Below are 23,350 nucleotides of genomic sequence, written 5' to 3'. Positions count from 1 at the left end.
AGTTAAAAGTTCCCCTATACTCTAGCGCATCTTGTCCAACCGATACCGGGTAGTGTCGGTTACATGGCTGGCGAAGATATGCACGAAGTTAGTTCTGGCGAAAACCCACGTGGTACGGGCTCCCCCGCTAGCACCGGGGCACACGCCTCCGCGCGGCCGGCCGCAACCCGCATCGGCCAGCGCAGTACTCGCCAACGCCGCGCCGTCGTGTCGATTATGAGTGAGGCCCCTAATTTTCGCTCCGCTGCTGACATTCATAAGTCGCTGACGGAACGTGGGGACAAGGTCGGCTTGACGACGGTCTATCGGACGCTCCAGTCCCTTGCAGAAATGGACATTGTCGATGTTCTGCACAATGCCTCCGGAGAGGCTCTCTACCGGCTGTGCGGTGACCACCACCATCATCACCTGGTCTGCACCGATTGCGGCAGCACCGTTGAAGTCGCTGGCGGACCAGTCGAGCAGTGGGCTCACAGCCTTGCGGAGGAGCACGGTTTTAATCTGACCGGGCACACTGCTGAGGTCTTCGGCCTGTGCAGGGACTGCCAGAAGAAGTAGCCTGGGCTCCCCCCCCCCCAAAAAAAATACCGGCTCTAGGCCTTGCCGAACCTACGGTCGCGCTTGGCGTACTCCACCACTGCGGCGCGCATGTCATCCCGACCGAAATCCGGGAAAAGCTTGTCCTGATAGACCATCTCCGCATAGGCGGACTGCCAGATTAAGAAGTTGGACGTGCGCTGCTCGCCCGATGGACGCAGGAACAGATCAACATCCGGCATAGTCGGCTCATCCAGGAACTGTGCGAAAGACTTCTCGGTCAAGTCATATTCGCTGAGCTCCCCCGCTGCTGCCTGACGAGCAATCTCTCTAGCAGCATCAACAATTTCAGCGCGACCACCGTAGTTGACGCACATATACAGAGTTAGCGCGTCATTATCCTTCGTCTGCTCCTCGGCAATCTCAAGTTCCTTAATCACCGAGCGCCACAGTCGCGGGCGACGCCCTGCCCAACGCACGCGAACGTTCTTCGAATCCAGCTCATCACGACGTCGGCGCAGCACATCGCGATTAAAGCCCATTAGGAATCGGACCTCATCGACCGAACGGCGCCAATTCTCAGTGGAAAATGCGTAAGCCGACAGGTGCTTGACGCCCATCTCCAAACAAGCATCGACGCACTCCATCAGCACGGCCTCACCACGCTTGTGCCCCTCGGTGCGTTTGAGCCCACGCTGTTCGGCCCATCTACCATTGCCGTCCATCACGAGCGCGATGTGATTGGGCACGAATTGCTGCGGTACAGGAGGATTCAACACGCTTCCTATTGTGCCCCACCGCTGACGTTTACTGCCAAAAAGCATCCACATGTTCCAGCGCCGGCACCCGGCGGCCCAGGTAGTACTGCAGGTACTTCGCCGTTAGGGTACGCGCCGTCGCCATTCGTCCCTCGAATTCGCTTGACGACGTATCGATGCCCGCCCATTGCTCATGAGCAAGCTGCCACATCAGATGCAGAACCTCGGTCGGCGGAGTATCTGCACCCGGTGGCCTGCAGTTGGTGCACACTGCTCCACCTAATGCGGGAGAAAACGCATGATGAGGCCCGGCTTTGCCGCAGCCTGCGCATTCAAAGAGGCTTGGCTGCCAACCTGCCTGCGCCATTGCTCGCAGGATGTAGGAGGTCAGCAACAAATCGGGGCGATGGCGACCGGCCGCAACGTCGTCGAGCGATTGGGTGGTGAGATCCCACAATTCGGGAGCCGGCACTTGCTCCTCGCCGACAATGCGTTCGGCGACGTCCAGGACTGCACACGCACAGGTGTAGCGCGCATAGTCGTCGACAAGCGGTGCTGCCCACGTGCGCACGGTATCTGCGCCTGCGATAGTGGACAGTCCTCGGCGTGGGTAGATGTTGACATCCACGTCGACGAATGGTGAGAGGCGGGAGCCGAAGCGGCTCTTCGCGCGGCGCACGCCTTTGGCGACACCGCGGACTAGGCCGTGGTCGCGGGTGAAAAGGACGATGATGCGGTCGGCTTCGCCGAGGTCGTAGCGGCGTACGACCAGCGCACGGTCGCGATACGGCTCGACCAACTTTTTAGAATCCCAACTTGCCCAGCTGCTTCGGGTCCGACTGCCAGTCCTTCAGCACCTTCACGCGCAGGTCGAGGTAAACATTCTGACCGAGCAGCGCAATGAGTTCCTTACGAGCCTTGTGAATGGTGGTGCCCATGCGTCGACCGTCGCGCCCCATGAGGATGGACTTCTGCCCCGAACGCTCGACATAGATAACGGCGTGGACATCCAGGACGCCTTCGCGATCCTGGTTCGGCAGCACCTCATCAATCTGGACTGCCACGGAGTGCGGCAACTCATCGCGCAGACCGCCGAGGGCCGCCTCGCGAATGAGCTCCGCCATCCGGGTGTGCAGATCCTCATCGGTGATGTGCCCCTTCGGGTACAGGCGCGGTCCCTCCGGCAACTGGGAAGCCATGACATCAATCAGCGTGTTGATGTTCTCGCCGGACTTCGACGAAAGTGGCACCAGCTCGGCATCCGGACCGAGCAACTCCTGCAGCTCGATCAGGCGCTCAATAATGGTGTCGCGCGAGACCTTATCCACCTTGGACACAATGCCCATGATGTTCTTGCAACCTTTGGAGACGTTCTCGTAAATCCAGCGGTCACCGGGGCCAATTTTCTCGTCGGCAGGCACGACCATCGCGACCAAGTCCACATCGGAGTAGGTCTCCTGAACCATGTCATTCAGGCGCTCACCGAGCAGCGTGCGTGGCTTGTGCAGACCTGGCGTATCCACGACAACAATCTGACAGTTCTCGCGGTGGACTACACCTCGGACTGGATGACGCGTGGTTTCCGGCTGGTTAGCGGTAATAGCGATCTTCTCGCCCACCAGGGAATTGGTCAGCGTGGACTTACCGGTATTCGGACGCCCCACAATGGAAACGAACCCAGAGCGAAAGCCCTCCGGCGCGCTGTAATCATCAGCATCTCCGCCAAGTCCAGCATTGGCCAGCATGTCATCAAGATTGCCCATCAGTATCTTCTTCCTCGGAGTAAAACTCCGCAGTCGGCTCCACCACCACAGTGCGTACTCGCATACGACCACGACGGTCACGCGAGCCCTCGGCGGTAAACTTCAGTCCTGCATATTCTACGTACGAACCGGGCAGTGGCACACGTCCAAGCTCATATGCCAACAGACCGGAGACCGTATCCACCTCATCGGTGACCTCGTCATCGAAGACGAGTTGGCGCCCGTGGGCTTCGTCGTAAAGCTCTATGAGCTCGCCCAAGCTGAGGCGCGCCTGCACGCGGTAGGAGGCATCCCCCAGTGGTTCGATGGGGGCCTGCTCGGCCTCGTCGTATTCGTCGGCGATCTCACCGACAATCTCCTCGAGGATGTCCTCAATAGAGATAAGGCCGGCGACCGATCCGTATTCATCGATGAGGATGGCGATGTGATTGCGGGTGCGCTGCATTTCATCGAGCAGGTCATCCAGTGGCTTGGAATCGGGCACAAAAACGCAGTCACGCATGACCTCGGAGACGCGAACACCGCGGCCGCCATCAGTACGCGAGTACGTCTGCTGGACAATGTCCTTCAAGTAAATGACGCCGACGATGTCCTCAACGCTCTCGCCAATCACCGGCAGTCGCGAGTGACCCGACTTCACGCATAGGGCCACTGCCTGACCACAGTGCTTATCCGCCTCAATCCACACCATCTCTGGGCGCGGAACCATAACAACGCGTGCCGACGTTTCCGCGAGATCGAACACAGACTGAATCATGCGGCGCTCATCGTGCTCCACAATGCCGCGCTCCTGGGCGATATCGACCATCTCGCGCAACTCGACTTCAGTGGCGAACGGGCCATCGCGGAAGCCACCACCAGGGGTGATGATGTTGCCGAACCAAATCAGCAACTTTTCCAGTGGCCCCAACACCTTGGCCATAAAACTCAGAACGACCGCGGTGGCGAGGGAAATCGAGTACGGATTCTTCCGACCCATCGTGCGGGAAAACACCCCGAGGACCAGGAAGGTGAACAGAGCCAACAACACCACTGCAGCCACAATGGCCCAGCGCTCCGGCTCGAAAAGCTTAAGACAAACTGCCGCAAGCGTCACTGCACCGATTGACTCGCACAGCGTCCGCAAAATCACCAGCACATTGACGTGCCGAGCGCGATTTTCTACGACCTTGAGAAGCGCATTAGCACCCGCGACCTCGTCACGCTGCAGCTCTGCCACGCGCGCACGGGAAATGCCTGCGACCGCAGTTTCGACTGTGTTAAGTCCGCCAGCGCAGATCATCGCCACAACGGCGACAATTATCAAAGTGATCATCGCTCGTTAGAACGCTCCGGGAACGCATTGGGGTTAATTGGTTTTTCGGAAAAGCTCACGCCACGACGATCGATGTCGTCGTACCAATCCGCCAACAGGCCATTCTGCAGGGAGAACATCTGGCGCTCTTCCTCCGCCGTGACATGGTCATAACCCAACAGGTGCAGTACGCCGTGCACGGTGAGCAGAACCAACTCGTGGCTCAGCGGATGACCTGCACGCTCCGCCTGCCCCGCGGCAAACTCGGGGCACAACACGATGTCGCCAAGCATGGCAGGTCCTGGGCTGGCAGCATCGGGGCGACCAGAGCCGGGAGTGAGCTCATCCATCGGGAAGCTCATCACATCCGTCGGCCCCGGCAGGTCCAGCCAGCGCACGTGGAGATCTTCAATCGTCTTCAAGTCGACAATGTGAATGCTCAGCTCAGCTGCCGGATGCACGTCCAGGCGACCCAACGCATAACGGGCAACGTCGATAAGCGATTCTTCATTGACGCCCTGACCGGACTCGTTGAAAACTTCAATGCTCATGTAATTTCAGCGTCCTTTATCGCTTGGTGGCGGACTGTCGCTTGGGTGAGGACTCGGCGCCCTGCGCAATGCCCTCGTTATAGGCATCGTAGTCATCGTAGGCCTCGACAATTGCGGTGACCAAGGGGTTTCGCACCACATCGGCCGCGGCCAACGCCGGAAACGCGATTCCCGGCACGCCACGCAACACCTCACGGGCAACTGCCAGACCGGACTTCTGCCCACGGGGCAGGTCAACCTGGCTGGCATCACCTGTGATGACCATCTTCGATCCGAAGCCCAAACGCGTGAGGAACATCTTCATCTGTGCTGGAGTGGTGTTCTGCGCCTCATCGAGAATGATGAACGCATTGTTCAAGGTGCGACCACGCATATAAGCCAGTGGTGCAACCTCCACTACCCCGGTTTCCATCAGCTTTGGAATTAGCTCCGGTTCAAGCATCTCGCGCATCGCATCGTGCAGCGGGCGCAGGTAGGGGTCAATCTTCTCGTGCAAAGTACCCGGCAAAAAGCCCAGGTTCTCCCCGGCCTCCACCGCCGGACGAGTCAGAATAATGCGCTCAACCTGCTTATCCTTCAGTGCGGCAACAGCCTTTGCCATAGCCAGGAAGGTCTTGCCAGTACCGGCGGGGCCAATGCCGAACACAACGTTGAAGCGGTCGATGGCATCGACATAGTTCTTCTGCCCCTCGGTCTTCGGACGCACGGTCTTGCCGCGGTGCGTCACAATTCCGCCACCGAGCACCTCACTGGCGGACTTTTCACCGCGATCGACGATGCCCACCGCGTGCCGCACTGATTCCGGGGAGAGCTCATGGCCACGACGGGCCATTGCCTCAAGCTCCTTGAATGCGCGGACAGCCAAAGAGACATCCGCCGGCGCACCCTTGATTGTTACAACCCCGCCGCGGACATGAATATCCGCTGCCAGTAGGGATTCCAGCAGACGGAGATTCTGATCCGCGTGACCGACCACAATCGGCGCGAGATTATCATCGAGCTCGACGACGGCCGTGGTACGAGCAGTTACTGAATATTTTGTCATTATGCGTCTATCCTACTGACCACTCTTGGGCGTGCCGCCCCACCGCTTCGTCAGCGGGCCCAGCGCACTGAGAGCAGCAGCTCCAGCCAGGGCGCTACGGAGAACCGTCGGGCCGAGCACCACCGAACTCGCGCCGGCGGCGCGGAAGGCCTCGAGTTCCTCGGGGCTCACTCCCCCTTCTGGGCCGACGATGAAAAGAACCTTGTCAGCGTTTGCTGTTTGTGCGGCGAAGTCCACGAATGGAGTTGTTTCCTCCTCGTGCAAAACTGCTGCCGCACCACCTGCTGACGTAGTTTCCCGGATGAGTTGCTCGATATCAGCGGAGCTATGCAGATCTGCAACCGGCGGAATCCATGCACGGCGAGACTGCTTCGCTGCCTCGCGTGCAGCCGACTGCCACTTTGCGCGCGCCTTGGTGACCTTTGCTGCACCCTGCCAACGGGCCACACAGTTCACTGCCGCCCACGGGATAATCTCGTCAACCCCAGCCTCGGTCATCAAGTCAACAGCGAGCTCGGCACGATCCGACTTCGGCAACGCCTGCACTACCGTGACGTGCGGCGTTGGACGTGCACGCTTCTCGGCAGCGATTACGCGGACGTGAACCTCGCGCGGGTCAACATGCATAAGCTGTGCCCGCACCACCATGTCCGCGCCATTGGCCAGGAGAATCTCCGAGCCTTCCTTCAACCTGCGAACGCTGATGTGCTTTGCCTCAGGCCCGAGGATCCGAATGATTTCCTCCGGGTGCGGCAGCTCGGCGAAATCACCGAGGAATACGGGCAAACTCATGCGTGCTTCACACTCACTGTGGGGCTATGGGGGGATGGCGTGTTCAACGGCGACGGAAACGGGAGAAGAATCCGTGTCGCTCGCTGGAATTAGCCACCTTGGCATCATCATCGCGGTGCTCGCGCAGCTTCTCCAGCAGCTCGCGGGACTTACGGTCCAGCTTCGTCGGCACCGTGACATCGACGTGTGCGACCACGTCGCCGTTGCCCTCGCCGCGCAGATGTGGCATACCCTTGCCCGACAGGCGAATCTGCTCTGCCGGCTGGGTGCCTGAATCAACCTTGATGGTCATTGGCTCGCCGAGCAGGTCGTCGACCTCAAACTCGGTACCAAGTGCGGCATCAGCCATGGGCACCTGCACGTTAAAGTGCAAATCATCGCCCTCACGCTCGAATACCGGGTGCGGGTCCATGGCAACTTCCACGTAGAGGTCACCCGCCGGGCCGCCGCCCGGGCCGACCTCGCCCTGCCCTGCCATGCGAATACGCATGCCATCAGAGATACCTGCCGGAACGTTGACCGTCAGATCACGGCGAGCACGGACGCGGCCATCGCCACCGCAGTTGTTACACGGATCGGGGATAATTTCGCCGGTGCCCTCACAAGTCGGGCACGGCCGCGAGGTCATCACATTGCCCAGGAAGGAACGCTGGACCTGCTGAATCTCGCCAGTACCATCACAGCTGGTACACATCGTCGGCTTGGACTTGGACTTCGAGCCAGTTCCCTCGCACTGCTCACACAGCACCGCGGTGTCCACCGTGATGGGCTTGCGGACACCGGTGAATGCCTCATCGAGGCCCAGCGAAATACGCAGCAGCGCATCTGCACCTGGCTGCACACGCGAGCGGCGCTGGCGGGTACCACCGGCACCGCCGAAGAATGCCTCGAAGATATCGCCGACTCCGCCGCCACCGAAACCGCCGAAGCCACCGCCTGGCATACCGCCCTGCGGATTGAGAGGATCTCCTCCCATATCCACAATCCGGCGCTTTTCAGGATCCAGCAGGACCTCGTTCGCCTCAGAGGCCTCACGGAACTTCTCCGCAGCTTCTTCATCACCCGGATTACGGTCTGGGTGGTACTTGAGCGCCAGCTTTCGGTACGCCTTTTTAATCTCAGCGTCCGTAGCGTCCTTCTCCACTCCGAGGATGCCGTAATAGTCGCGTGCCAACTTTAGCTACTTCCTTTCAATACCCGGCCAACGTACTGTGCAACAGCAGCAACCGAGGAAATTGTTCCCGGATAATCCATAAATGTGGGGCCAACTACGCCCATGCCACCCAAAATTTCGGTGCCGGTGCCATAGCCGGTTGAAACAACTGAGGTAGCGCGCAGCTCCTCGTCCTCGTTTTCCTCACCGATAGAAACGCGAACGTGGTGCAAATCCTGCGCGGCCGACAGCAGTTTCAGCACGACCACCTGTTCTTCGAGAGCTTCAAGAACCATGGGCAACGTAGAAGGTAAGCGACCGGCCATATTACCACGGGTCAAATTCGACGCTCCGGCCAGGATGAGTCTGTCATTCGGCTTCTCAATCAACGACTCCACCAGCACCGTCGAGCAGCGAATAAGCACATCCCGCAAATCACGCGGGGCGTTAGCCGCAAGATCGGAGATCGCAATCGACGCGTCGGCAAGCGTGTGCCCCGACATTGCGCGGTTGAAATGCTCACGCAAGAGCGGCACGAGATCGGGATCCATCGGTGCTGGCAGCTCAACATTGCGCTGCTCCACGCGCCCGGTGTCAGTGATGACTACCAGCAACAATCGCGCGTCGGCGAGCTGTACGACCTCGCAGTGCCGGACGCGGGAGACCTCCAGCGTCGGCACCTGCACCACTGCAACCTGGCGGGTTAGCTGAGCCAGCAGCTGCACACTGCGACGCAGAACGTCCTCCAAATCGACGCCGCCTTCGAGGAACTCGAGGATAGCTCGGCGCTCGGCCCGGGACAGCGGCTTAATCTGCGAAAGATTGTCCACAAAAAGGCGGTAGCCCTTCTCAGTCGGGATACGCCCGGACGATGCATGTTCCTGCTGGATATAACCTTCAGCCTCCAGCACCGCCATGTCATTTCTGATGGTCGCCGAGGACACACCCAGATTGTGGCGCTCCACCAGAGCCTTCGAGCCAACGGGCTCCTGGGAAGCTACGTAATCCGAGACAATTGCCCGAAGAACTTCCTGCCTGCGCTTATCCGTCTGAGATGACATGCGGATAGTTTAACTAAGGATGTCAACAATTATGGCGTCGGCCAGCAAACGACCGCGATTGGTCAGCTGAATCCGCTGGCCGCCATCGACGGAAACAAACTCCACCATGCCCGCTTCCGCTTGCCGACGTGCCTTGCCCAGCTCATCCTCACCGAGCAGATTGGCATCGATACCCTCGGCCAAGCGGAGGCCCAGCATAATCTTCTCAGTGTGCCGATCCTCGGCCGTTAGCCCTTCTGAATCCTTAATCGGCAATTCTCCGCCGGAAATGGTCGCCGCGTAGCGAGCCGGATGCTTGACGTTGTAAAACCTCGTGCCATCCAGGTGCGAATGTGCACCGGGGCCCGCACCCCACCAATTTCCATCGCGCCAGTAGAGCATATTGTGACGACATTGGCCGCCCGGTTTTGCCCAGTTGGACACCTCGTACCAGGAAAAACCGGCTTGACTCAGTGCGGCATCGATGCGCTCGTAGCGGTCGGCGAGATCGTCGTCGTCAGGCATCGGCAGCTCACCACGACGGACCTTACGCGCCATCGCGGTACCCGGCTCGACGATCAGTGAGTACGCCGAAACATGATCGACGTCCGTGGCCAGGACTGCCTCCAACGTCGTATCGAGGTTCGCCATCGACTCCCCTGGCGTGCCATAGATAACGTCGAGGTTGATGTGCTCAAAGCCGGCCGCGCGTGCCTCCGCCACTGCCGCCGCAGGACGCCCCGGCGTGTGCGTACGATCCAGAGTGGCCAGCACATGCGGCACAGCCGACTGCATGCCCAGACTCACCCGGGTAAACCCTGCCTCGGCCAAGCCTTCGAAAAACTCCGGGGAGGTCGACTCGGGATTCGACTCGGTGGTGACCTCGGCGTCGTCAGCAAGCCCAAAGCTGTTGCGCACACCGTCGAGCAGACGACGAAGACCACTCGCCCCCAACATCGACGGCGTACCCCCGCCGACGAATACGGTATCGGCGCCACGCGCTAGTTCGGGGTGCTTTACGACGGCCATCTCGAGCTCAGCCACGATGGCATCGAGGTAGTCTCCCTGCGTTGCGCCACTGCCCAGCTGACCTGGCGTGTACGTGTTGAAATCACAGTAGCCACAACGGGTGGCACAGAATGGGACGTGTAAGTAGACACCGAAGGAATCGGTGTGTGCGGAGGCTTCGCTCACGCATGCTCCTTGGCTCGACGTTGCTTGACGCGGCGGACAATTTCATCGATGCGGGCACGTTCCATCAGGAACTCCGGAGGCCTACGGCCGCGCAGCGCATTGGCAACTGCCGGATGAGTCTCGGGAACAGCAACACACCAAGCGGCGGCAGCGGACAGTGCACGGCGGCCAGACTGTGCGTAAAGCTGCGGAAGCACCACACTACCGAGCTTTTCCACGCCTCGGATGTTTTCGGCGGAAACCCAGTCGGCGAGTTCCTCCAGGTAAGAAGCCACGGCATCGGAGCGAGCAATCATTGCCTGCGTGACCGTAGGGACTGCAACCGGATGCTTCAAAGGAGCCGGAATGAGCGACAGTGACTGCACATCCGGCGACTTCGGTGCCGGATGCGGGTGTCGACGCGGTGTCGAAGCGGAGGAAAGAGTACCGATGCGCCCCGAGCGAATGCCGGAGGTAAACGCTTGGCGTAGACCATCAAGCTCACCAATCAGAGGGCGGCAGTCCTCAACGGCCTCGTCGACGATGTCAGCGAGCTCGAGGACACATTCGTCCACCAGCTCACGATCTACATCAGCAACCGCCTGAGCAAGGTGCTCGATGTGTTCGGCAACTTCGTCACCAATGTCGTAGAGCTCTTGGGTCACTTCGCGCAGGCGTAGCCGAGCATCGAAGTGGTTAATCATTGCCCGCCCTCCCACGACATCTTCGGCGCCGGTGACATCATTGCAGTCTTCCGCTTTCGAATATCGACGAACATTGACGAATGCCGACTTTCGAAAACTGAAAACTCCTTAAAAATTTCTAGCGCCCCTCACCTTAATGGGGTGAGGGGCGCTAGCGCGGTAACAACACGCTGCCGTTTTCTATCGGCAGCGGGTAGACCGTGAATTAACGCTGGTAGAGAGCCTCAATGTCACGCGAGTAGTTGTCCATGACAATGTTGCGCTTGACCTTCATGGTCGGGGTCAGCTCGCCGCTTTCCTCGGTGAAGTCACTGTCCAGAATATGGAACTTCTTAATGGCCTCTGCGTGAGAAACCAGCTCGTTAGCGGAGTTGACGGCGTCCTGAATCTCGGCGCGCAAAACTGCGCTGGAGGCAGCGAGTTCACGGATCGAGGTGTGCTCGGGGACGGAGTGCTCAATCTTCCACTTCTCCAGTGCCTCCTCATCGAGAGTGACCAACACGGAGACGAACGGACGACCATCGCCGATGACGACTGCCTGGGACACCAGCGGGTGCGCACGCATGCGGTCTTCCATCGGGCCCGGCGCGACATTCTTACCACCAGCGGTGACAATGAGGTCCTTCTTGCGGCCGGTGATCTTCAGGTGGCCTTCTTCGGTCAGCTCACCGAGGTCACCAGTCTTAAACCATTCGCCGTCGATGAAGGCTTCCTTGGTTGCCTCTTCGTTCTTCCAGTAGCGGTCGAACACAACCGGACCACGGAGCAGAACTTCGCCGTCATCAGCGATAGCGGCGGAGCAACCACCGACCGGACGACCAACGGTACCAATAATCTGCTCGCTCGGGTTGTTCACGGTGACGGCAGCCGTGGACTCAGTCAGACCGTAGCCTTCGTAGACAGGCACACCGAGACCACGGAAGAAGTGCCCGAGGTCAGAGGACAGAGCCGAACCACCGGAAATGGTGTACTGCACGGCCTCACCCATAGCTGCGCGAATTTTCGAGAACAGCAGGCGATCGTAGAGCTGGCGACGCAGCTTCAAGACACGCGACGGACCTGCCGGAGTATCCAGTGCCTTGGAGTACTCGATGGCGGTGGCCTCAGCACGCTCGAACATGGCCAGGCCGAATGCGCCCTTCTCCTTAGCGGAGGCGTAGGCGGAGTCACGAACCTTCTCGAACACGCGCGGCACACCGAGAATCATGTGCGGACGGGAACGCTGGAACTCCAGGGTGACGGTCTTGGTATCAGCCCAGTGAGACTGGGTAGCACCGGAAATCATCGAAGCCAGGGACACTGCGTGAGCCAACACGTGCGCCAACGGCAGGAAGGTCAGAATGCGGTTCCCCGGACGGGCAATCAGGCCAATCTCGTTGGTGAGGATGGCGCGGGCCTCCGCCAGCCAGTTGCTGTGCAGGAGCACGCAGCCCTTCGGACGACCAGTGGTACCGGAGGTGTAAATCACGGTTGCCAGGTCGTCGGCCTTGGTGTCCTTGATGCGGCGCTCGACCTCGTCGCCGTCAATGTCACGGCCTTCGTAGCTAATGGTGTCAGTAGCGGAAGCGTTAATCTCCAGTACACGACGCAGCTGAGACTCGCCCTCCGGGTTCTCGGTGCCCTTTTCGACCAGCAGAGGCTTCATGCGGTCGGTGTGCTCACGCGACTCGGTAAATGCGAAAACAGCACCGGAGTTTTCAATAATCCAACGAATCTGGCCAGACGAAGAAGAGCCGTAAATCGGGACAACAGCAGCGCCTGCCATCCAGATAGCGGTATTGATCAGGTTCCACTCGTAGCGAGTCTCACTGAGCAGCGCTACGCGGTCGCCCGGCTGAACACCGTTGGCAATTAGCCCCTTAGCGACGCCCTTTGCCTCGTCATAGAACTCCTGAGCAGTGACATTTACCCACTCAAAGTTCTTGGGGCGAGTGAAAAGCACCAGCTTCGGGCGCTTCTGCACCAGCTCCTGCAGCGAGGTAATAATCGTTTCGTCCTCGCCGATGACGTATTTCGCCTCGGTAGTATATTCACGCATCGAGTTACAAACCCCTACTTTCGGTAGTTCTGTCCGTCGTTGGTTTCGTTAGGAATCAACTTAGAACATCAAACCCTGCGCCGTTGTGATTTCAGTAAATATTTCGATAACGAAGTGATTTACCTTACTACTGGCAAAGTTTTTCTAAACTGGCATGATGGAAAGGGTGACACAGGCAGCTTCCAATCCTCCCCTTTCCTCTCCACTCGCCGACCTCGCTAAAGATGTCGGAGTTGGGGTTTCCTACTACTCCACCGAGGGCCAACTCGTGCACGTCTCTCGTGAGACAGTGCTAAAAACTCTCGCTGCTCTCGACATCGATCTGGGCCCAGATCCCAGCGATGCCGACATCAACGACGCCCGTCGTGAGTGGGCAGACACGCAGTGGTCTCGCCTTCTCCCGCCCGTGGTAGTTACCCGCCAGGGCATCTTCCACCGAGTTCTGGTTCACGTACCGCACGGCAGCAATGTCAGCGTGACTGTGAAACTGGAGGACGGCGCAGAATGGCCCTGCGCTCAGGTGCACCACTTGGTACCGCCACGCCAGGTCGGCGATGTGTTGATGGGTGAAGCCGCCTTCGCAATTCCAGAGGATCTGCCACTTGGTTGGCATCGCTTGCGCGCAGTCAACGACGACAACGTCGCTGAGTGCGATGTGGCCGTAACCCCCAACCGTCTCGCCACTGCCGACAAGTACGTGCAGAATCCTGCGCATGGCGTCATGGCACAGCTGTACTCGGTACGCTCCAGCCGCAGCTGGGGTATCGGCGATTTCGCTACCCTCGGCGACTTGGCACAGGTCAGTGCAGAGCACGCGGGCTCTGATTTCGTCCTCATCAATCCGTTGCACGCCGCAGAGCCACTGCCTCCGGTAGAAGACTCGCCGTACCTGCCCACCACGCGCCGCTATGTCAATCCGCTGTACGCGCGCCCAGAGCTTATCGACGAGTTCGGGTACCTGGACAAGGACGAGGCCGATGAAGCCCGTGCGCTAGCGAACTCTTTCCACCAGCTCAATCACAGCCCTGATGAGATTGACCGCAACCCCATCTACGCTGCAAAGCTCAAGGTATTGCGGGCAATTCACAAGATCCCCCTGTCCAGCGCACGCCAGGCGGAATTTGACCGTTGGCTGGAGGCCGAGGGCCGTGGCATTTACGACTACGCGTCGTGGTGCACCGAGCGCGAGCTCGCGGATCGCGCTGCTGCCCGCGATGCTGCACGCGCTGCCACTTCCGATTCTGGTGCCGTAGCCGAGAACGATATCGAGTTGGTTCCACCGTTGGGTAACCACGCCAGTGTCGAATCTCTGCGGGAGGAAATCTTCCACTTCCACCTCTGGGTGCAGTGGATTCTCGATCAGCAACTCGGCCAGGCACAAGAGGCAGCCCTGGATGCGGGTATGCGCATCGGCATCATGGCCGACCTTGCCGTCGGCGTGCACCCTGGCGGCGCGGATGCCGAGAACCTTGCGGATTGGCTCGCTCCTGCTATCTCTGTTGGCGCACCGCCAGACGGTTTTAACCAGCGCGGCCAAGACTGGTCGCAGCCGCCGTGGAACCCGCACAAGCTAGCCGAGGCCAGCTACCGTCCCTGGCGCGACATGCTGCGCACAATCCTTCGCCACGCAGGTGGCATTCGTGTTGACCACGTGCTGGGTATGTTCCGCCTCTGGGTCATGCCGCGAATGGAGTCCCCCGTCAATGGCACCTACCTGTACTTCGACCACGAGGCAATGGTCGGCATTCTCGCACTTGAGGCCGAGCTCGCTGGGGCCGTCGTCGTAGGTGAAGACCTGGGAACTTTCGAGCCGTGGGTGCAGGACTACCTGGCCTCGCGGGGCATCATGGGCACCTCGATTGTGTGGTTTGAATCCGAGGGCGACCAGCCGAAACCACCGAGCGCATACCGCAGCCTATGCCTGTCCTCCGTCACCACGCACGATTTGCCGCCGACGGCAGGCTACCTCGCAGGCGAGCACATCAAACTGCGGGAACGCCTGGGGCTTTTGCTTTCCGACGTCGCGGAGGAAGACCGCCGGGACTTCGAGTGGATTCGTAAGGTTTTGGGCTCTGCCAAGGAAGCTGGCTGCTTTGGTGACACGGCTGCTGCGGACATGGATGTTCAGTCCCTTACCCGCGATAACCTGCCACCAATTGACGCACTGGTCACGGGCCTACACCGCTTCCTCAACCAGACGCCATCCGCGCTGAAGTGTGAGGCCCTGGTGGACATGGTCGGCGATCGTCGTACTCAGAACCAGCCGGGCACGACCCACGACCAGTACCCGAACTGGTGCATTCCGCTAACCGATGCCGAGGGCAAGGCCGTGCTTGTTGAGGACCTGCCTCGCTTCCCCGGATTTAAGCGTTAATTGGTTCGAGAACGCTTAGTCCCTCATTTTTGCTGTTCACCGATCTTTCAAGTTATGTGCCCGGCACTAAAACCGAGGCTAAAACTGGAAATCGGTGACTGCACCAGCGATGAGGATGAGAAGAAGCAAAACGATTAGGGCAAGTAGGACCTTCGAGTGCCTCGACCGATGCATGCTAACTCAGCTCCCTACTGCGAAATATTTGCGAACTACCCAACTCTAGCCTGTTGGGCAAATTTCCTAATACTTTAAGACATACCTTAGGGCAGCGATAGCGACCCAACACTTAAAGGGGGCTTCTCCCAGCTCAATTCATCGGGTCTCTCGGTGAGCTATCCGCAAGGCCACTACCTCTTCGGCTAGCTCTCGCTGCCCGCTCCTCGACGCTCCTGCGAACGCTCCCGCCGATGCACCGACCTCTGCCACAGACGTCCGCTGACAACATCGATTGCGCCAACGAGAACGAAAGCAAGAAACCCTCCGACTACCAGGAGAACCACGCATAGCACGCTGACCTGCGCAAGCAGTGGCAATTGGATAAGCCACTGCCCTACTCTGTCGAATGCTTCTGCCATGAGTGTCAACCTACCCTGCCGGTGACCGGAATAACCAGTGGGCGGCGGTCGCGGGGCTCGTCGTAAAGCGTGAAGCTAGGCATCAGTGCCCGACAGCCCGCGGCGTTCGAGGAGCGGCTGGATGTCCTTATCGCGACCTCGGAAGGCACGGTAGGCGGCCATGAAGTCGATGGCGCCACCACGGGAGAGAATCTCCTCGCGGAAGTGGCTGCCGCCGCTGATTGTGGCACCGCCGTTGTCGGTGAACCAACCGAAACCGTCCGCGTCGAGCACCTCTGCCCACAGGTAGGAGTAATAGCCCGCCGAGTAACCGCCGGCGAAGATGTGGTTGAAGTAGCGGGAGCGGTAACGCGGAGCCAGGTGGGGAACGTCGAGGCCGAGTTCAGCGAGTGCTTCCGCTTCGAAGGCATCAACATCAGTGACCTGAGCTGCTTCCTCCTCGGTGAGGCTGTGCCAGGCCAGATCGATGGCGCACGCGGCGAGGTACTCAACCGTGGCGAATCCCTCACCAGCGGTGCGGGCCTTCTTCACAGACTCGACTAGCTCGGCCGGGATCGGCTCACCGGTACGAACGTGGACGGCGTAATTGGCCAGAATGGATGGCTCAAGTGCCCAGTTCTCGTTAATCTGGGAGGGGAATTCCACGAAGTCGCGCGGGACGTTAGTGCCCGAGAAGGTCGGGTACGTGACGTCGGAAAGCAGACCGTGGAGGGCGTGCCCGAACTCGTGGAAAGCAGTGGTGACCTCGTCGAGCGTCAGTAGCACCGGGGTTCCCGGCTCGGTTTCGGCGATGTTCATCACGTTGACCACGACTGGCAGGCGCCCCAGCAGACGGGACTGGTCCCTAAACGAGCTCATCCATGCACCACCGCGCTTAGTCGGGCGCGAGAAGTAGTCCGTAATAATCAGGCCGATGGTCTCGCCTCCGCCCTGGCGTACCTCCCACACGGTCGTGCCCGGCGCGTATCCCTGCAGGTCCTCGCGCTTGACTACCTCGATGCCGTAGAGCTTGCGGGCAGCGTAGAACACGCCGTCTTCGATGACACGGTGCAGCTCGAAGTAGTTCTTGAGTTCCTCCGTGTCGACTGCGAATTCTTCCGCTTTACGACGGCGCTCCCAATACGGCCAGTCAGCGCCCGTGACCGTCTCACCGCCAGCCAGATCAGCGACCCGCTTGTACTCGCCTTCAGCATTGGCAATGGCAGCTGGCGCCAGGTCTGCAATGAGCTTCCGAGCAGCCTCTGCGGTGGTTGCCGTCTCCTTGGCAATGACGTAATCCGCATGCGTGTCGTAGCCGAGCAGCTTGGCACGGCGGGCACGCAGGCGCGCCATTTCCAGCACAATGCCGGAGTTGTCGAACGTGCCGGAGGCAGCACCCGCACGCCCCAGTGAGGCTTCATAGAGCTTGGCGCGAGTAGCCGGATTATCCAGGTCAGCCAGCTGTGCCGGAGTTGACGGTAGGTCCAGCGGAATCAGCCACGGCGCATCGGTGTCGGCCTTTTTCGCGTAGGCGGCGAAGGACGCAATGGCGTCGTCGGAAAGCCCGGCGAGTTCCTCGCGGTCGTAGATCTCCACGGCGCGCGCGACGGTGTCCTTCAGTAGGTTTTCACCGAAAGCCGTGGAGAGCTCAGAGAGACGGGAATTGATGCGGCTGAGCTCGGCTTTGTCCTCGTCGCTGAGGTCCGCACCGGCGCGCTGGAAGTCTTCGCGGACTTTCTTCAGCAGCAGCTTCGCCTCTTCCGGATTGGCGGCATCCTCAACGCTGTCGATGGCATTGATGCGCTGCCACAGGTCACTGCGCATGCGAATCTGATCCAGGTGTGCAGTGAGCTGCGGGGCAATCTCGGCTTCAATTTCCATGCGGACATCGGTGGCGTCCGTGCCGGCAACGTTGAAGAAATAAGCAGCGACGCGGTCCAGATCCTGGCCCGCCTTTTCCATTGCCTCGATGGTATTAACAAAGGTCGGCGCCTCCGACGACGTGGCGATGGCGTCGATCTCGCGTGCATGGCTGCGCATTGCTTCGCTAAAGGCCTCGCGGACGTGGCTGTCATCGATTGCCGCAAAATCTGGCAATTCGCAGAACAATTCTGACGGTGTCAACAGTGGATTTCGTGCATCATTGGTCATAGTGAATTCAACTGTAGCGTGCTCGAAAAACCAGAGTGCGCCTACCGTCTGAAACAGGCTCCCCGCCGTTCTGGCAGGACCAACCGTGACGAGGAGGCGTTTTCCGCCATGACAGAGACGACTATTTCCGCTCCCTGTGGGAGGCTAACCGGCCGTATTCACGATGACGCAATACAAGTTTTCAATATCGATTACGCAGATGCTGCTCCGTTCGCCGCGTCGGCACCGGTGGCTGACGGGCCACAGTCAGGCACTCGGCGCTGTGAACCCGAGCGCGAATTAGTTCTCACCGTCACCGCACCGGCTGAGCCCGCGGACGCTTCCTATCCCGTATTGCTGTGGATCCACGGTGGTAGCTACGAGTTTGGGCATCCCTCCGAGCCCTGGACGGACGCGACGGCCTTCGCACAGGCAGGCATCGTCACCGTTTCGCTCGGATACCGCAAGGGCCTCGAGGGATTCTGGCGCGACAGTGAAACAGAGACCTACCGGGCCATTGATGACCTGTATCTGGGGCTGCAGTGGGCTCGTCGTAACGCGCCTGCCTTCGGCGGCGATATCGACAACATCACTATCTCGGGGCAATCGGCGGGTGCGGCGCTGGCGCTCACTCTCGCTGCCGACGAACGCACTCGCGGCCAGATCCAGCGCACCATCGCCATGTCGCCGGCCTTCTCGCTGCTGTCGGGCTCGCGTCTCCGCCGCACGTTGGCGGGCATCGGTGTGGGACGTGCGCCGTCCACCGACGTCTTTTCGCGTGCCGACGAACGCAGGGTCGCTCGAGCCCAGAAATTGGTGTCGGCATCCTCACCTTCGGGTCCGGCAATTGGGCCTCGCTTTGACAGCTTTGCTCCCACACTGCCAACGATGGTGACTGCCACCAGCGAAGAGTTCTTCTCAGAACCGCCGGTTGTGGCGATGGACAAGTTGCCCATGCGGGAGTGGATGGCTCGGCGCTACGCCAAGGGGCATCGCGGCCACGGCGAATTTCCGGCCACCGCCTATGCCGAACGTCCGATGGGGAATGTCATTTCTGACTCAGCGATTCGCTCATACGCTGTTAAAGTCGCCGAACGGTCCGTGGCGGCTGAGCTGGATGTGTGGGCGGCACAGTTCGAACCGGGAGAAGGGTTGGGCTATGCACCTGCTGGCCGCACCAGTGGTGCTCCGCACTGCATCGACATTGCACGCTTCTTCGGTATGAAGGAACCCAACCATCCATTCCACCAAGTGGCGGTCGAGTTCATCCGCGAAGGCACCTCACACATGCCCCGCTACAACAATGACCGCAAGGTGACCACCTTTGCTGGCGCTGACGCCCAGGCAGTCGAGGACATTGCCATCGATGCGTGGGCGGCTCCGCGCCAGCTCTTTGGCGCATAAGGCATAAGGCGGGTGAGGCTTGCGCTGGTTAGCGCTGTGCTGTTGTGCTCAACAACTGAGCCCAGCGACTTAAGCTGGCAAAGTCTGCATGTACCGATAAATCTCGACGCAGACCAAAATGGTGATCAGCGTGATAAGTACTGCTATGAGTTTCCTGCGATCCATAGCCACCGTTCTTACCGAAGCACCAGGCCAGACGCAAGCTTTACCCTCTGTGGTTAACTGTCAACTATGGAGCCGCTTGATTTATTAGTCCCCGAGAATTCCGCGCTGCAGCCGGTCGACCCCGCGCTGGCTAAGGTGAAGCGAGTCGCGCACGCCGCTCCCCTGCTAGTTATCACGATTGCATCCGTCGTCGCCGCTGTGATGTGGACTCCGTGGATGTGGTTGGGCGTCCTCGCCTGCGTGCTCTACTTCGCATATATCTACTGGCTCATCGGTCGACGAGTTCGTGCCCACCGATACCTCGAAGAGGACAACGACTTCATTGTTGCGTCCGGACGCTGGTGGCGCTCGGTCACTGTCGTCCCTTACGGACGAATCCAGTTCATCGACATCGATGAAGGACCTCTCCTTCGACTATTCGGACTGGCAACGCTGAAGCTCAACACAGCATCGGCGAGCTCGGATGCAGCCGTCCACGGTTTGCCACGTGAAGAAGCGCTCGCCCTGCGCGCTCGTCTATCTCAGCGCGCCCACGACCGGATGGCGGGTCTCTAAATGAGGCATAGAGTTCATCCCCTATCTCCGCTGCTCAAAAGCTTTGCCACAATCGCTGCGGTGACTGCATTCGCAGTCGCGAATCAGTGGCAGTTGGCCGTTGCGGTCGTGACTCAGCTCTACGACTGGGCATGGCTCGGTCTCCTTGTCGGTACCGGTGCGGTCGCCATAATTATTGGTCTGATTGCATTTTTCTCGTGGCTGTCCTGGCGGTATACGTTCTACGAGCTCACCGACGATGAGGTTCGCTACGGCTCCGGATGGCTACTGCGTTCTCGACGCGCGGCACGGCTCGACCGCGTGCAGGCGGTGGATATCAACCAACCATTGTTGGCGCGCATTTTCGGGCTCGCCGAAACTGTCATTGAAACAGCCGGCGGCTCCGATTCACACTTCACAATCAAATACCTCACTCCCCCGCAGTGCGAACAGTTCCGCGCCGACGTGCTGGGTGAGGTAGAAAAGCTGGACACCGAACTGGCGCATTCGCTTTACGACGGTGACAGCTCCACCGCGCCCCTCGACTCCGGCGCTCACATGTCCTCTCGCATGCCCGAAGCGAAGACCATCTTTGGCCCGGTCGATGTCGGACGGCTGATTGCATCCGTGGCCATTGGACCCGGTCTTTTCGTCGGCATAGCTCTCATCCTCCTCGCCGTTGTCTCTGCGCTGTTTACCGACCTCATCGTAGAAATCCTCAGCGGAGTAACCATCACTACTCTGATTGTGATTGGCAGTTTCGCTGTCGGCCTTTTCGGGGTACTAAATCAGTCGTGGGATTTCACGCTGAAGGTATCGTCGGAAAGCAGGCGTCTGGCGATTACCGCCGGACTGTTGTCGACGCGCGCTCAGACCATTCCCATTGATCGCATTCATGGGTTTAAAGTGGTGCAACCGCTCTGGTGGCGTCCGTGGAGATGGTCCCGTGCGGATGTCTCGGTGGCGGGCTATGGCCTGGACAGCACACAGTCGAACAACACACTGGTGCCAGTGGCACCGGCACCGGAGACGGACGCGATTGTCGATTACCTGATGACTGAGATTGCGGGACCGTCCTCCGCGGATGACCTGTTGGGCTCCTGGCAGACTCCACGCACGGCGTGGTGGCTCAGCCCAATTGACTGGAAATTCCAAAAGGTGCAGGCCACGCGGCGGGGGCTGTTAGTGACCAAGGGGCGGTTCTGGCATACGCGGTTCATAGTCCCTTGGCAGCGCATCCAGGGGCATACACTAACCATTTCTCCGCTGAAGAAAGCGGCGGGAGTGGCAAACGTGCGAATCGACATGGTGCCGGGAGCGGTCACTCCGGTGGCAACGGAGTTGAAGTTGGATGATGCGTACCAGCTCACCGCGCTGATTCAGGAACACAAGGCTGTTTAGAATGCTGTTTAATGAGGTCTCCCAGGACGGCCGTCTCGCGCGGTCTTGTGGGATCTCGCAGGAAAACTCTCTCTGCAGGCTAGTGGCATAGTCATTACGCTGGGATGCATGACTATCGCCAAGGAAGATTACGAGTGGTACCGCAGCGCGGTGTTCTATGAGGTGCTCGTCCGGGCCTTCTTCGACTCCGACAACAACGGCTCCGGCGACCTCAAAGGGCTGACGGAGAAGCTCGATTATCTGCAATGGCTGGGCGTTGACTGCCTCTGGCTGCCGCCTTTCTACGACTCCCCGCTGCGCGACGGCGGTTACGATATCCGCGACTTCCGCGCCGTGCTCGACGAGTTTGGCACGGTCGAGGATTTTAAGGTGCTTCTCGACGAGGCCCATGCGCGCGGTATCCGCGTTATTACTGACCTGGTGATGAACCACACCTCCGATACCCATGAGTGGTTTCAGCAGTCGCGCACTGATCCGGATGGCCCCTACGGCGACTTTTATGTCTGGACTGATGACCCGGACACTTACTCGGGCGCACGCATTATCTTTGTCGATACCGAGGATTCCAACTGGACCTATGACCCGGTGCGTGGCCAGTACTACTGGCACCGTTTCTTCTCCCACCAGCCGGATTTGAACTATGACAATCCGGCGGTGCAGGAAGCGATGCTCGATGTGCTGCGCTTCTGGTCCGATCTCGGCATCGATGGCTTCCGCCTCGACGCTGTTCCCTACCTCTTCGAACGCGAAGGTACTAACTGCGAGAATCTGCCCGAGACCCACGCTTTTCTGAAGCGCTGCCGCAAGGTCATGGATGAGGAATACCCGGGTCGCGTCCTGCTGGCGGAGGCCAACCAGTGGCCCTCCGATGTGGTGGAATACTTCGGCGACCCGGAGGTCGGTGGCGACGAATGCCACATGGCTTTCCACTTCCCACTCATGCCACGCATTTTCATGGCGGTGCGCAAGCAGTCCCGCTTCCCCATCTCGGAGATCCTGGAGTCCACGCCAGAGATTCCGTCTTCGGCTCAGTGGGGCATTTTCCTGCGCAACCACGATGAGCTGACGCTGGAAATGGTCACCGATGCCGAGCGCGACTACATGTACGCCGAGTATGCGCATGATCCGCGGATGAAGGCCAACATCGGCATTCGCCGTCGCCTAGCGCCACTGCTGCAAAATGACCGCACTCAGCTCGAGCTTTTCAATGCCCTGCTACTCTCCCTGCCGGGTTCGCCAGTGCTCTACTACGGGGACGAAATTGGTATGGGCGACAACATTTGGCTCGGTGACCGCGATGGTGTGCGCACACCGATGCAGTGGTCACCCGACCGCAACGCCGGGTTCTCCAAGGCCGACCCCGGTCGGCTCTATCTGCCGACCATTCAGGATGCGACCTACGGCTACCAGGCAGTCAATGTCGAAAACCAAGCGAGCTACTCCAACTCCCTGTTGAATTGGGTGCGTCGACTGATTCAGGTCCGCAAGCGCTATGAGGCTTTTGGTCTCGGTGATTTCCGCGAGCTGAATAGCGACACCGCCTCTGTTCTGACCTATCTGCGCACATACGGCGACGAAGTGCTGCTGTGCGTCAACAACCTGTCCTCCTACCCCGCGGCCGTCTCGCTGGATCTGTCCGAGTTCGCCGGCGCCACCCCGGTAGAGCTCACAGGCTCGGTTCCCTTCCCCACAATTGGCACTGATCCCTACCAGATCACGCTTCCTGGTCACGGTTTCTACTGGTTCGAAATCCAGTTGCCGCCAGAGACAAAGCTCGAATCGAGCGCCTCCATGTCGGCGCCGACAATCCCGGTTGCGCAGGCGATATCGGACGCGCCGGTGACGTCATCACGCGAGCACTCAGGCACGGCCGCCGATGCCGCAGCCGATGCCGTCACAAACGCCGATAATAAAGAGTGATCTTTTAAGTCCCGAAAGGC

20 protein-coding genes are annotated in these 23,350 nt (G+C 59.7%); 6 read left to right on the top strand and 14 right to left on the bottom strand.

All coding sequences use genetic code 11. The features are described from left to right. Window positions 1–63: 63 nt before the first annotated feature. Window positions 64–558: a Fur family transcriptional regulator gene (locus HMPREF3053_RS04030; RefSeq protein ID WP_016423111.1), complete on the top strand. Its 495-nt coding sequence runs from the start codon at window positions 64–66 to the stop codon at window positions 556–558. A 35-nt stretch (window positions 559–593) separates the two neighbouring features. On the opposite strand, the gene HMPREF3053_RS04025 is transcribed toward HMPREF3053_RS04030, so the two are convergent. The 12 genes from HMPREF3053_RS04025 to HMPREF3053_RS03970 form a co-directional block, all read right to left on the bottom strand. Next, window positions 594–1,361, bottom strand: coding sequence for an isoprenyl transferase (locus HMPREF3053_RS04025; RefSeq protein ID WP_049170724.1), 768 nt, complete (start codon window positions 1,359–1,361; stop codon window positions 594–596). Further along, window positions 1,345–2,094, bottom strand: a complete 750-nt coding sequence (gene recO, locus HMPREF3053_RS04020) for a DNA repair protein RecO (protein ID WP_016423113.1) — start codon at window positions 2,092–2,094, stop codon at window positions 1,345–1,347. The genes HMPREF3053_RS04025 and recO overlap by 17 nt, the downstream gene beginning before the upstream one ends. A gap of 4 nt (window positions 2,095–2,098) precedes the next feature. Beyond that, window positions 2,099–3,040, bottom strand: a complete 942-nt coding sequence (gene era, locus HMPREF3053_RS04015) for a GTPase Era (RefSeq protein WP_042389423.1) — start codon at window positions 3,038–3,040, stop codon at window positions 2,099–2,101. A gap of 4 nt (window positions 3,041–3,044) precedes the next feature. Continuing rightward, window positions 3,045–4,373, bottom strand: a complete 1,329-nt coding sequence (locus tag HMPREF3053_RS04010; RefSeq protein WP_016423115.1) for a hemolysin family protein — start codon at window positions 4,371–4,373, stop codon at window positions 3,045–3,047. Then, the gene (ybeY, locus tag HMPREF3053_RS04005; protein WP_005511056.1) at window positions 4,370–4,903 is read right to left on the bottom strand and encodes an rRNA maturation RNase YbeY; all 534 of its coding nucleotides are present in this window, start codon (window positions 4,901–4,903) and stop codon (window positions 4,370–4,372) included. The genes HMPREF3053_RS04010 and ybeY overlap by 4 nt, the downstream gene beginning before the upstream one ends. 16 nt (window positions 4,904–4,919) lie before the next feature. Beyond that, a complete protein-coding gene (locus HMPREF3053_RS04000; RefSeq protein WP_049189611.1) occupies window positions 4,920–5,948 on the bottom strand; it encodes a PhoH family protein in 1,029 nt (342 codons plus the stop codon). A 12-nt stretch (window positions 5,949–5,960) separates the two neighbouring features. Then, window positions 5,961–6,740: a 16S rRNA (uracil(1498)-N(3))-methyltransferase gene (locus tag HMPREF3053_RS03995; protein ID WP_049189612.1), complete on the bottom strand. Its 780-nt coding sequence runs from the start codon at window positions 6,738–6,740 to the stop codon at window positions 5,961–5,963. Between the two features lie 43 nt (window positions 6,741–6,783). Beyond that, window positions 6,784–7,914: a molecular chaperone DnaJ gene (gene dnaJ / locus HMPREF3053_RS03990; RefSeq protein ID WP_070767307.1), complete on the bottom strand. Its 1,131-nt coding sequence runs from the start codon at window positions 7,912–7,914 to the stop codon at window positions 6,784–6,786. 2 nt (window positions 7,915–7,916) lie between these two features. Then, window positions 7,917–8,954, bottom strand: a complete 1,038-nt coding sequence (hrcA, locus tag HMPREF3053_RS03985; RefSeq protein ID WP_016423119.1) for a heat-inducible transcriptional repressor HrcA — start codon at window positions 8,952–8,954, stop codon at window positions 7,917–7,919. Window positions 8,955–8,963: 9 nt separating this feature from the next. Continuing rightward, the gene (gene hemW / locus HMPREF3053_RS03980) at window positions 8,964–10,127 is read right to left on the bottom strand and encodes a radical SAM family heme chaperone HemW (RefSeq protein ID WP_049170714.1); all 1,164 of its coding nucleotides are present in this window, start codon (window positions 10,125–10,127) and stop codon (window positions 8,964–8,966) included. Then, a complete protein-coding gene (locus tag HMPREF3053_RS03975; RefSeq protein ID WP_016423121.1) occupies window positions 10,124–10,810 on the bottom strand; it encodes a hypothetical protein in 687 nt (228 codons plus the stop codon). Before HMPREF3053_RS03975 ends, hemW begins: the two co-directional genes overlap by 4 nt. Before the next feature lie 205 nt (window positions 10,811–11,015). Further along, window positions 11,016–12,848, bottom strand: coding sequence for an AMP-dependent synthetase/ligase (locus tag HMPREF3053_RS03970; protein ID WP_016423122.1), 1,833 nt, complete (start codon window positions 12,846–12,848; stop codon window positions 11,016–11,018). A 154-nt stretch (window positions 12,849–13,002) separates the two neighbouring features. Between HMPREF3053_RS03970 and malQ the strand changes: the two genes are divergently transcribed. Beyond that, window positions 13,003–15,222 carry a 4-alpha-glucanotransferase gene (gene malQ / locus HMPREF3053_RS03965; RefSeq protein ID WP_070767306.1) on the top strand — a complete coding sequence of 740 codons (2,220 nt, stop codon included), beginning with the start codon at window positions 13,003–13,005 and terminating at the stop codon, window positions 15,220–15,222. A gap of 359 nt (window positions 15,223–15,581) precedes the next feature. Here malQ and HMPREF3053_RS03960 read toward each other — a convergent pair whose 3' ends face one another. Both HMPREF3053_RS03960 and HMPREF3053_RS03955 read right to left on the bottom strand, forming a co-directional pair. Beyond that, window positions 15,582–15,797: a hypothetical protein gene (locus HMPREF3053_RS03960; protein ID WP_042388817.1), complete on the bottom strand. Its 216-nt coding sequence runs from the start codon at window positions 15,795–15,797 to the stop codon at window positions 15,582–15,584. Between the two features lie 75 nt (window positions 15,798–15,872). Continuing rightward, window positions 15,873–17,927 carry a M3 family metallopeptidase gene (locus tag HMPREF3053_RS03955; RefSeq protein WP_016423125.1) on the bottom strand — a complete coding sequence of 685 codons (2,055 nt, stop codon included), beginning with the start codon at window positions 17,925–17,927 and terminating at the stop codon, window positions 15,873–15,875. Between the two features lie 108 nt (window positions 17,928–18,035). Between HMPREF3053_RS03955 and HMPREF3053_RS03950 the strand changes: the two genes are divergently transcribed. The 4 genes from HMPREF3053_RS03950 to treS all read left to right on the top strand — a co-directional run bounded on the left by HMPREF3053_RS03950 (window position 18,036) and on the right by treS (window position 23,330). Continuing rightward, window positions 18,036–19,310, top strand: coding sequence for a carboxylesterase family protein (locus HMPREF3053_RS03950; RefSeq protein ID WP_070767309.1), 1,275 nt, complete (start codon window positions 18,036–18,038; stop codon window positions 19,308–19,310). Between the two features lie 231 nt (window positions 19,311–19,541). Then, on the top strand, window positions 19,542–20,030 hold the full coding sequence (locus HMPREF3053_RS03945; RefSeq protein ID WP_049170706.1) for a PH domain-containing protein: 489 nt from the start codon (window positions 19,542–19,544) through the stop codon (window positions 20,028–20,030). A 60-nt stretch (window positions 20,031–20,090) separates the two neighbouring features. Further along, window positions 20,091–21,410 (top strand): PH domain-containing protein, encoded by a 1,320-nt coding sequence (locus HMPREF3053_RS03940; RefSeq protein ID WP_070767305.1) that lies wholly within the window; start codon window positions 20,091–20,093, stop codon window positions 21,408–21,410. A gap of 108 nt (window positions 21,411–21,518) precedes the next feature. Further along, on the top strand, window positions 21,519–23,330 hold the full coding sequence (gene treS / locus HMPREF3053_RS03935; protein ID WP_070767304.1) for a maltose alpha-D-glucosyltransferase: 1,812 nt from the start codon (window positions 21,519–21,521) through the stop codon (window positions 23,328–23,330). Window positions 23,331–23,350 lie beyond the last annotated feature (20 nt).

It is taken from the genome of Corynebacterium sp. HMSC064E07, assembly GCF_001815745.1.
GTDB classification, from domain to species: Bacteria; Actinomycetota; Actinomycetes; order Mycobacteriales; family Mycobacteriaceae; genus Corynebacterium; species Corynebacterium jeikeium_D.
The sequence above is the reverse complement of the archived record's forward strand: the minus strand, read 5'-3'. Positions and strand labels throughout refer to the sequence as shown.

Coding starts and splice junctions, on each gene's coding strand:
- HMPREF3053_RS04030 (WP_016423111.1), top strand. CDS start 64: ATGGCTGGCGAAGATATGCACGAAGTTAGTTCTGGCGAAAACCCACGT.
- HMPREF3053_RS04025 (WP_049170724.1), bottom strand. CDS start 1,361: ATGCTTTTTGGCAGTAAACGTCAGCGGTGGGGCACAATAGGAAGCGTG.
- era (WP_042389423.1), bottom strand. CDS start 3,040: ATGCTGGCCAATGCTGGACTTGGCGGAGATGCTGATGATTACAGCGCG.
- HMPREF3053_RS04010 (WP_016423115.1), bottom strand. CDS start 4,373: ATGATCACTTTGATAATTGTCGCCGTTGTGGCGATGATCTGCGCTGGC.
- ybeY (WP_005511056.1), bottom strand. CDS start 4,903: ATGAGCATTGAAGTTTTCAACGAGTCCGGTCAGGGCGTCAATGAAGAA.
- HMPREF3053_RS04000 (WP_049189611.1), bottom strand. CDS start 5,948: ATGACAAAATATTCAGTAACTGCTCGTACCACGGCCGTCGTCGAGCTC.
- HMPREF3053_RS03995 (WP_049189612.1), bottom strand. CDS start 6,740: ATGAGTTTGCCCGTATTCCTCGGTGATTTCGCCGAGCTGCCGCACCCG.
- hrcA (WP_016423119.1), bottom strand. CDS start 8,954: ATGTCATCTCAGACGGATAAGCGCAGGCAGGAAGTTCTTCGGGCAATT.
- HMPREF3053_RS03975 (WP_016423121.1), bottom strand. CDS start 10,810: ATGATTAACCACTTCGATGCTCGGCTACGCCTGCGCGAAGTGACCCAA.
- HMPREF3053_RS03970 (WP_016423122.1), bottom strand. CDS start 12,848: ATGCGTGAATATACTACCGAGGCGAAATACGTCATCGGCGAGGACGAA.
- malQ (WP_070767306.1), top strand. CDS start 13,003: ATGATGGAAAGGGTGACACAGGCAGCTTCCAATCCTCCCCTTTCCTCT.
- HMPREF3053_RS03960 (WP_042388817.1), bottom strand. CDS start 15,797: ATGGCAGAAGCATTCGACAGAGTAGGGCAGTGGCTTATCCAATTGCCA.
- HMPREF3053_RS03955 (WP_016423125.1), bottom strand. CDS start 17,927: ATGACCAATGATGCACGAAATCCACTGTTGACACCGTCAGAATTGTTC.
- HMPREF3053_RS03950 (WP_070767309.1), top strand. CDS start 18,036: ATGACAGAGACGACTATTTCCGCTCCCTGTGGGAGGCTAACCGGCCGT.
- HMPREF3053_RS03945 (WP_049170706.1), top strand. CDS start 19,542: ATGGAGCCGCTTGATTTATTAGTCCCCGAGAATTCCGCGCTGCAGCCG.
- treS (WP_070767304.1), top strand. CDS start 21,519: ATGACTATCGCCAAGGAAGATTACGAGTGGTACCGCAGCGCGGTGTTC.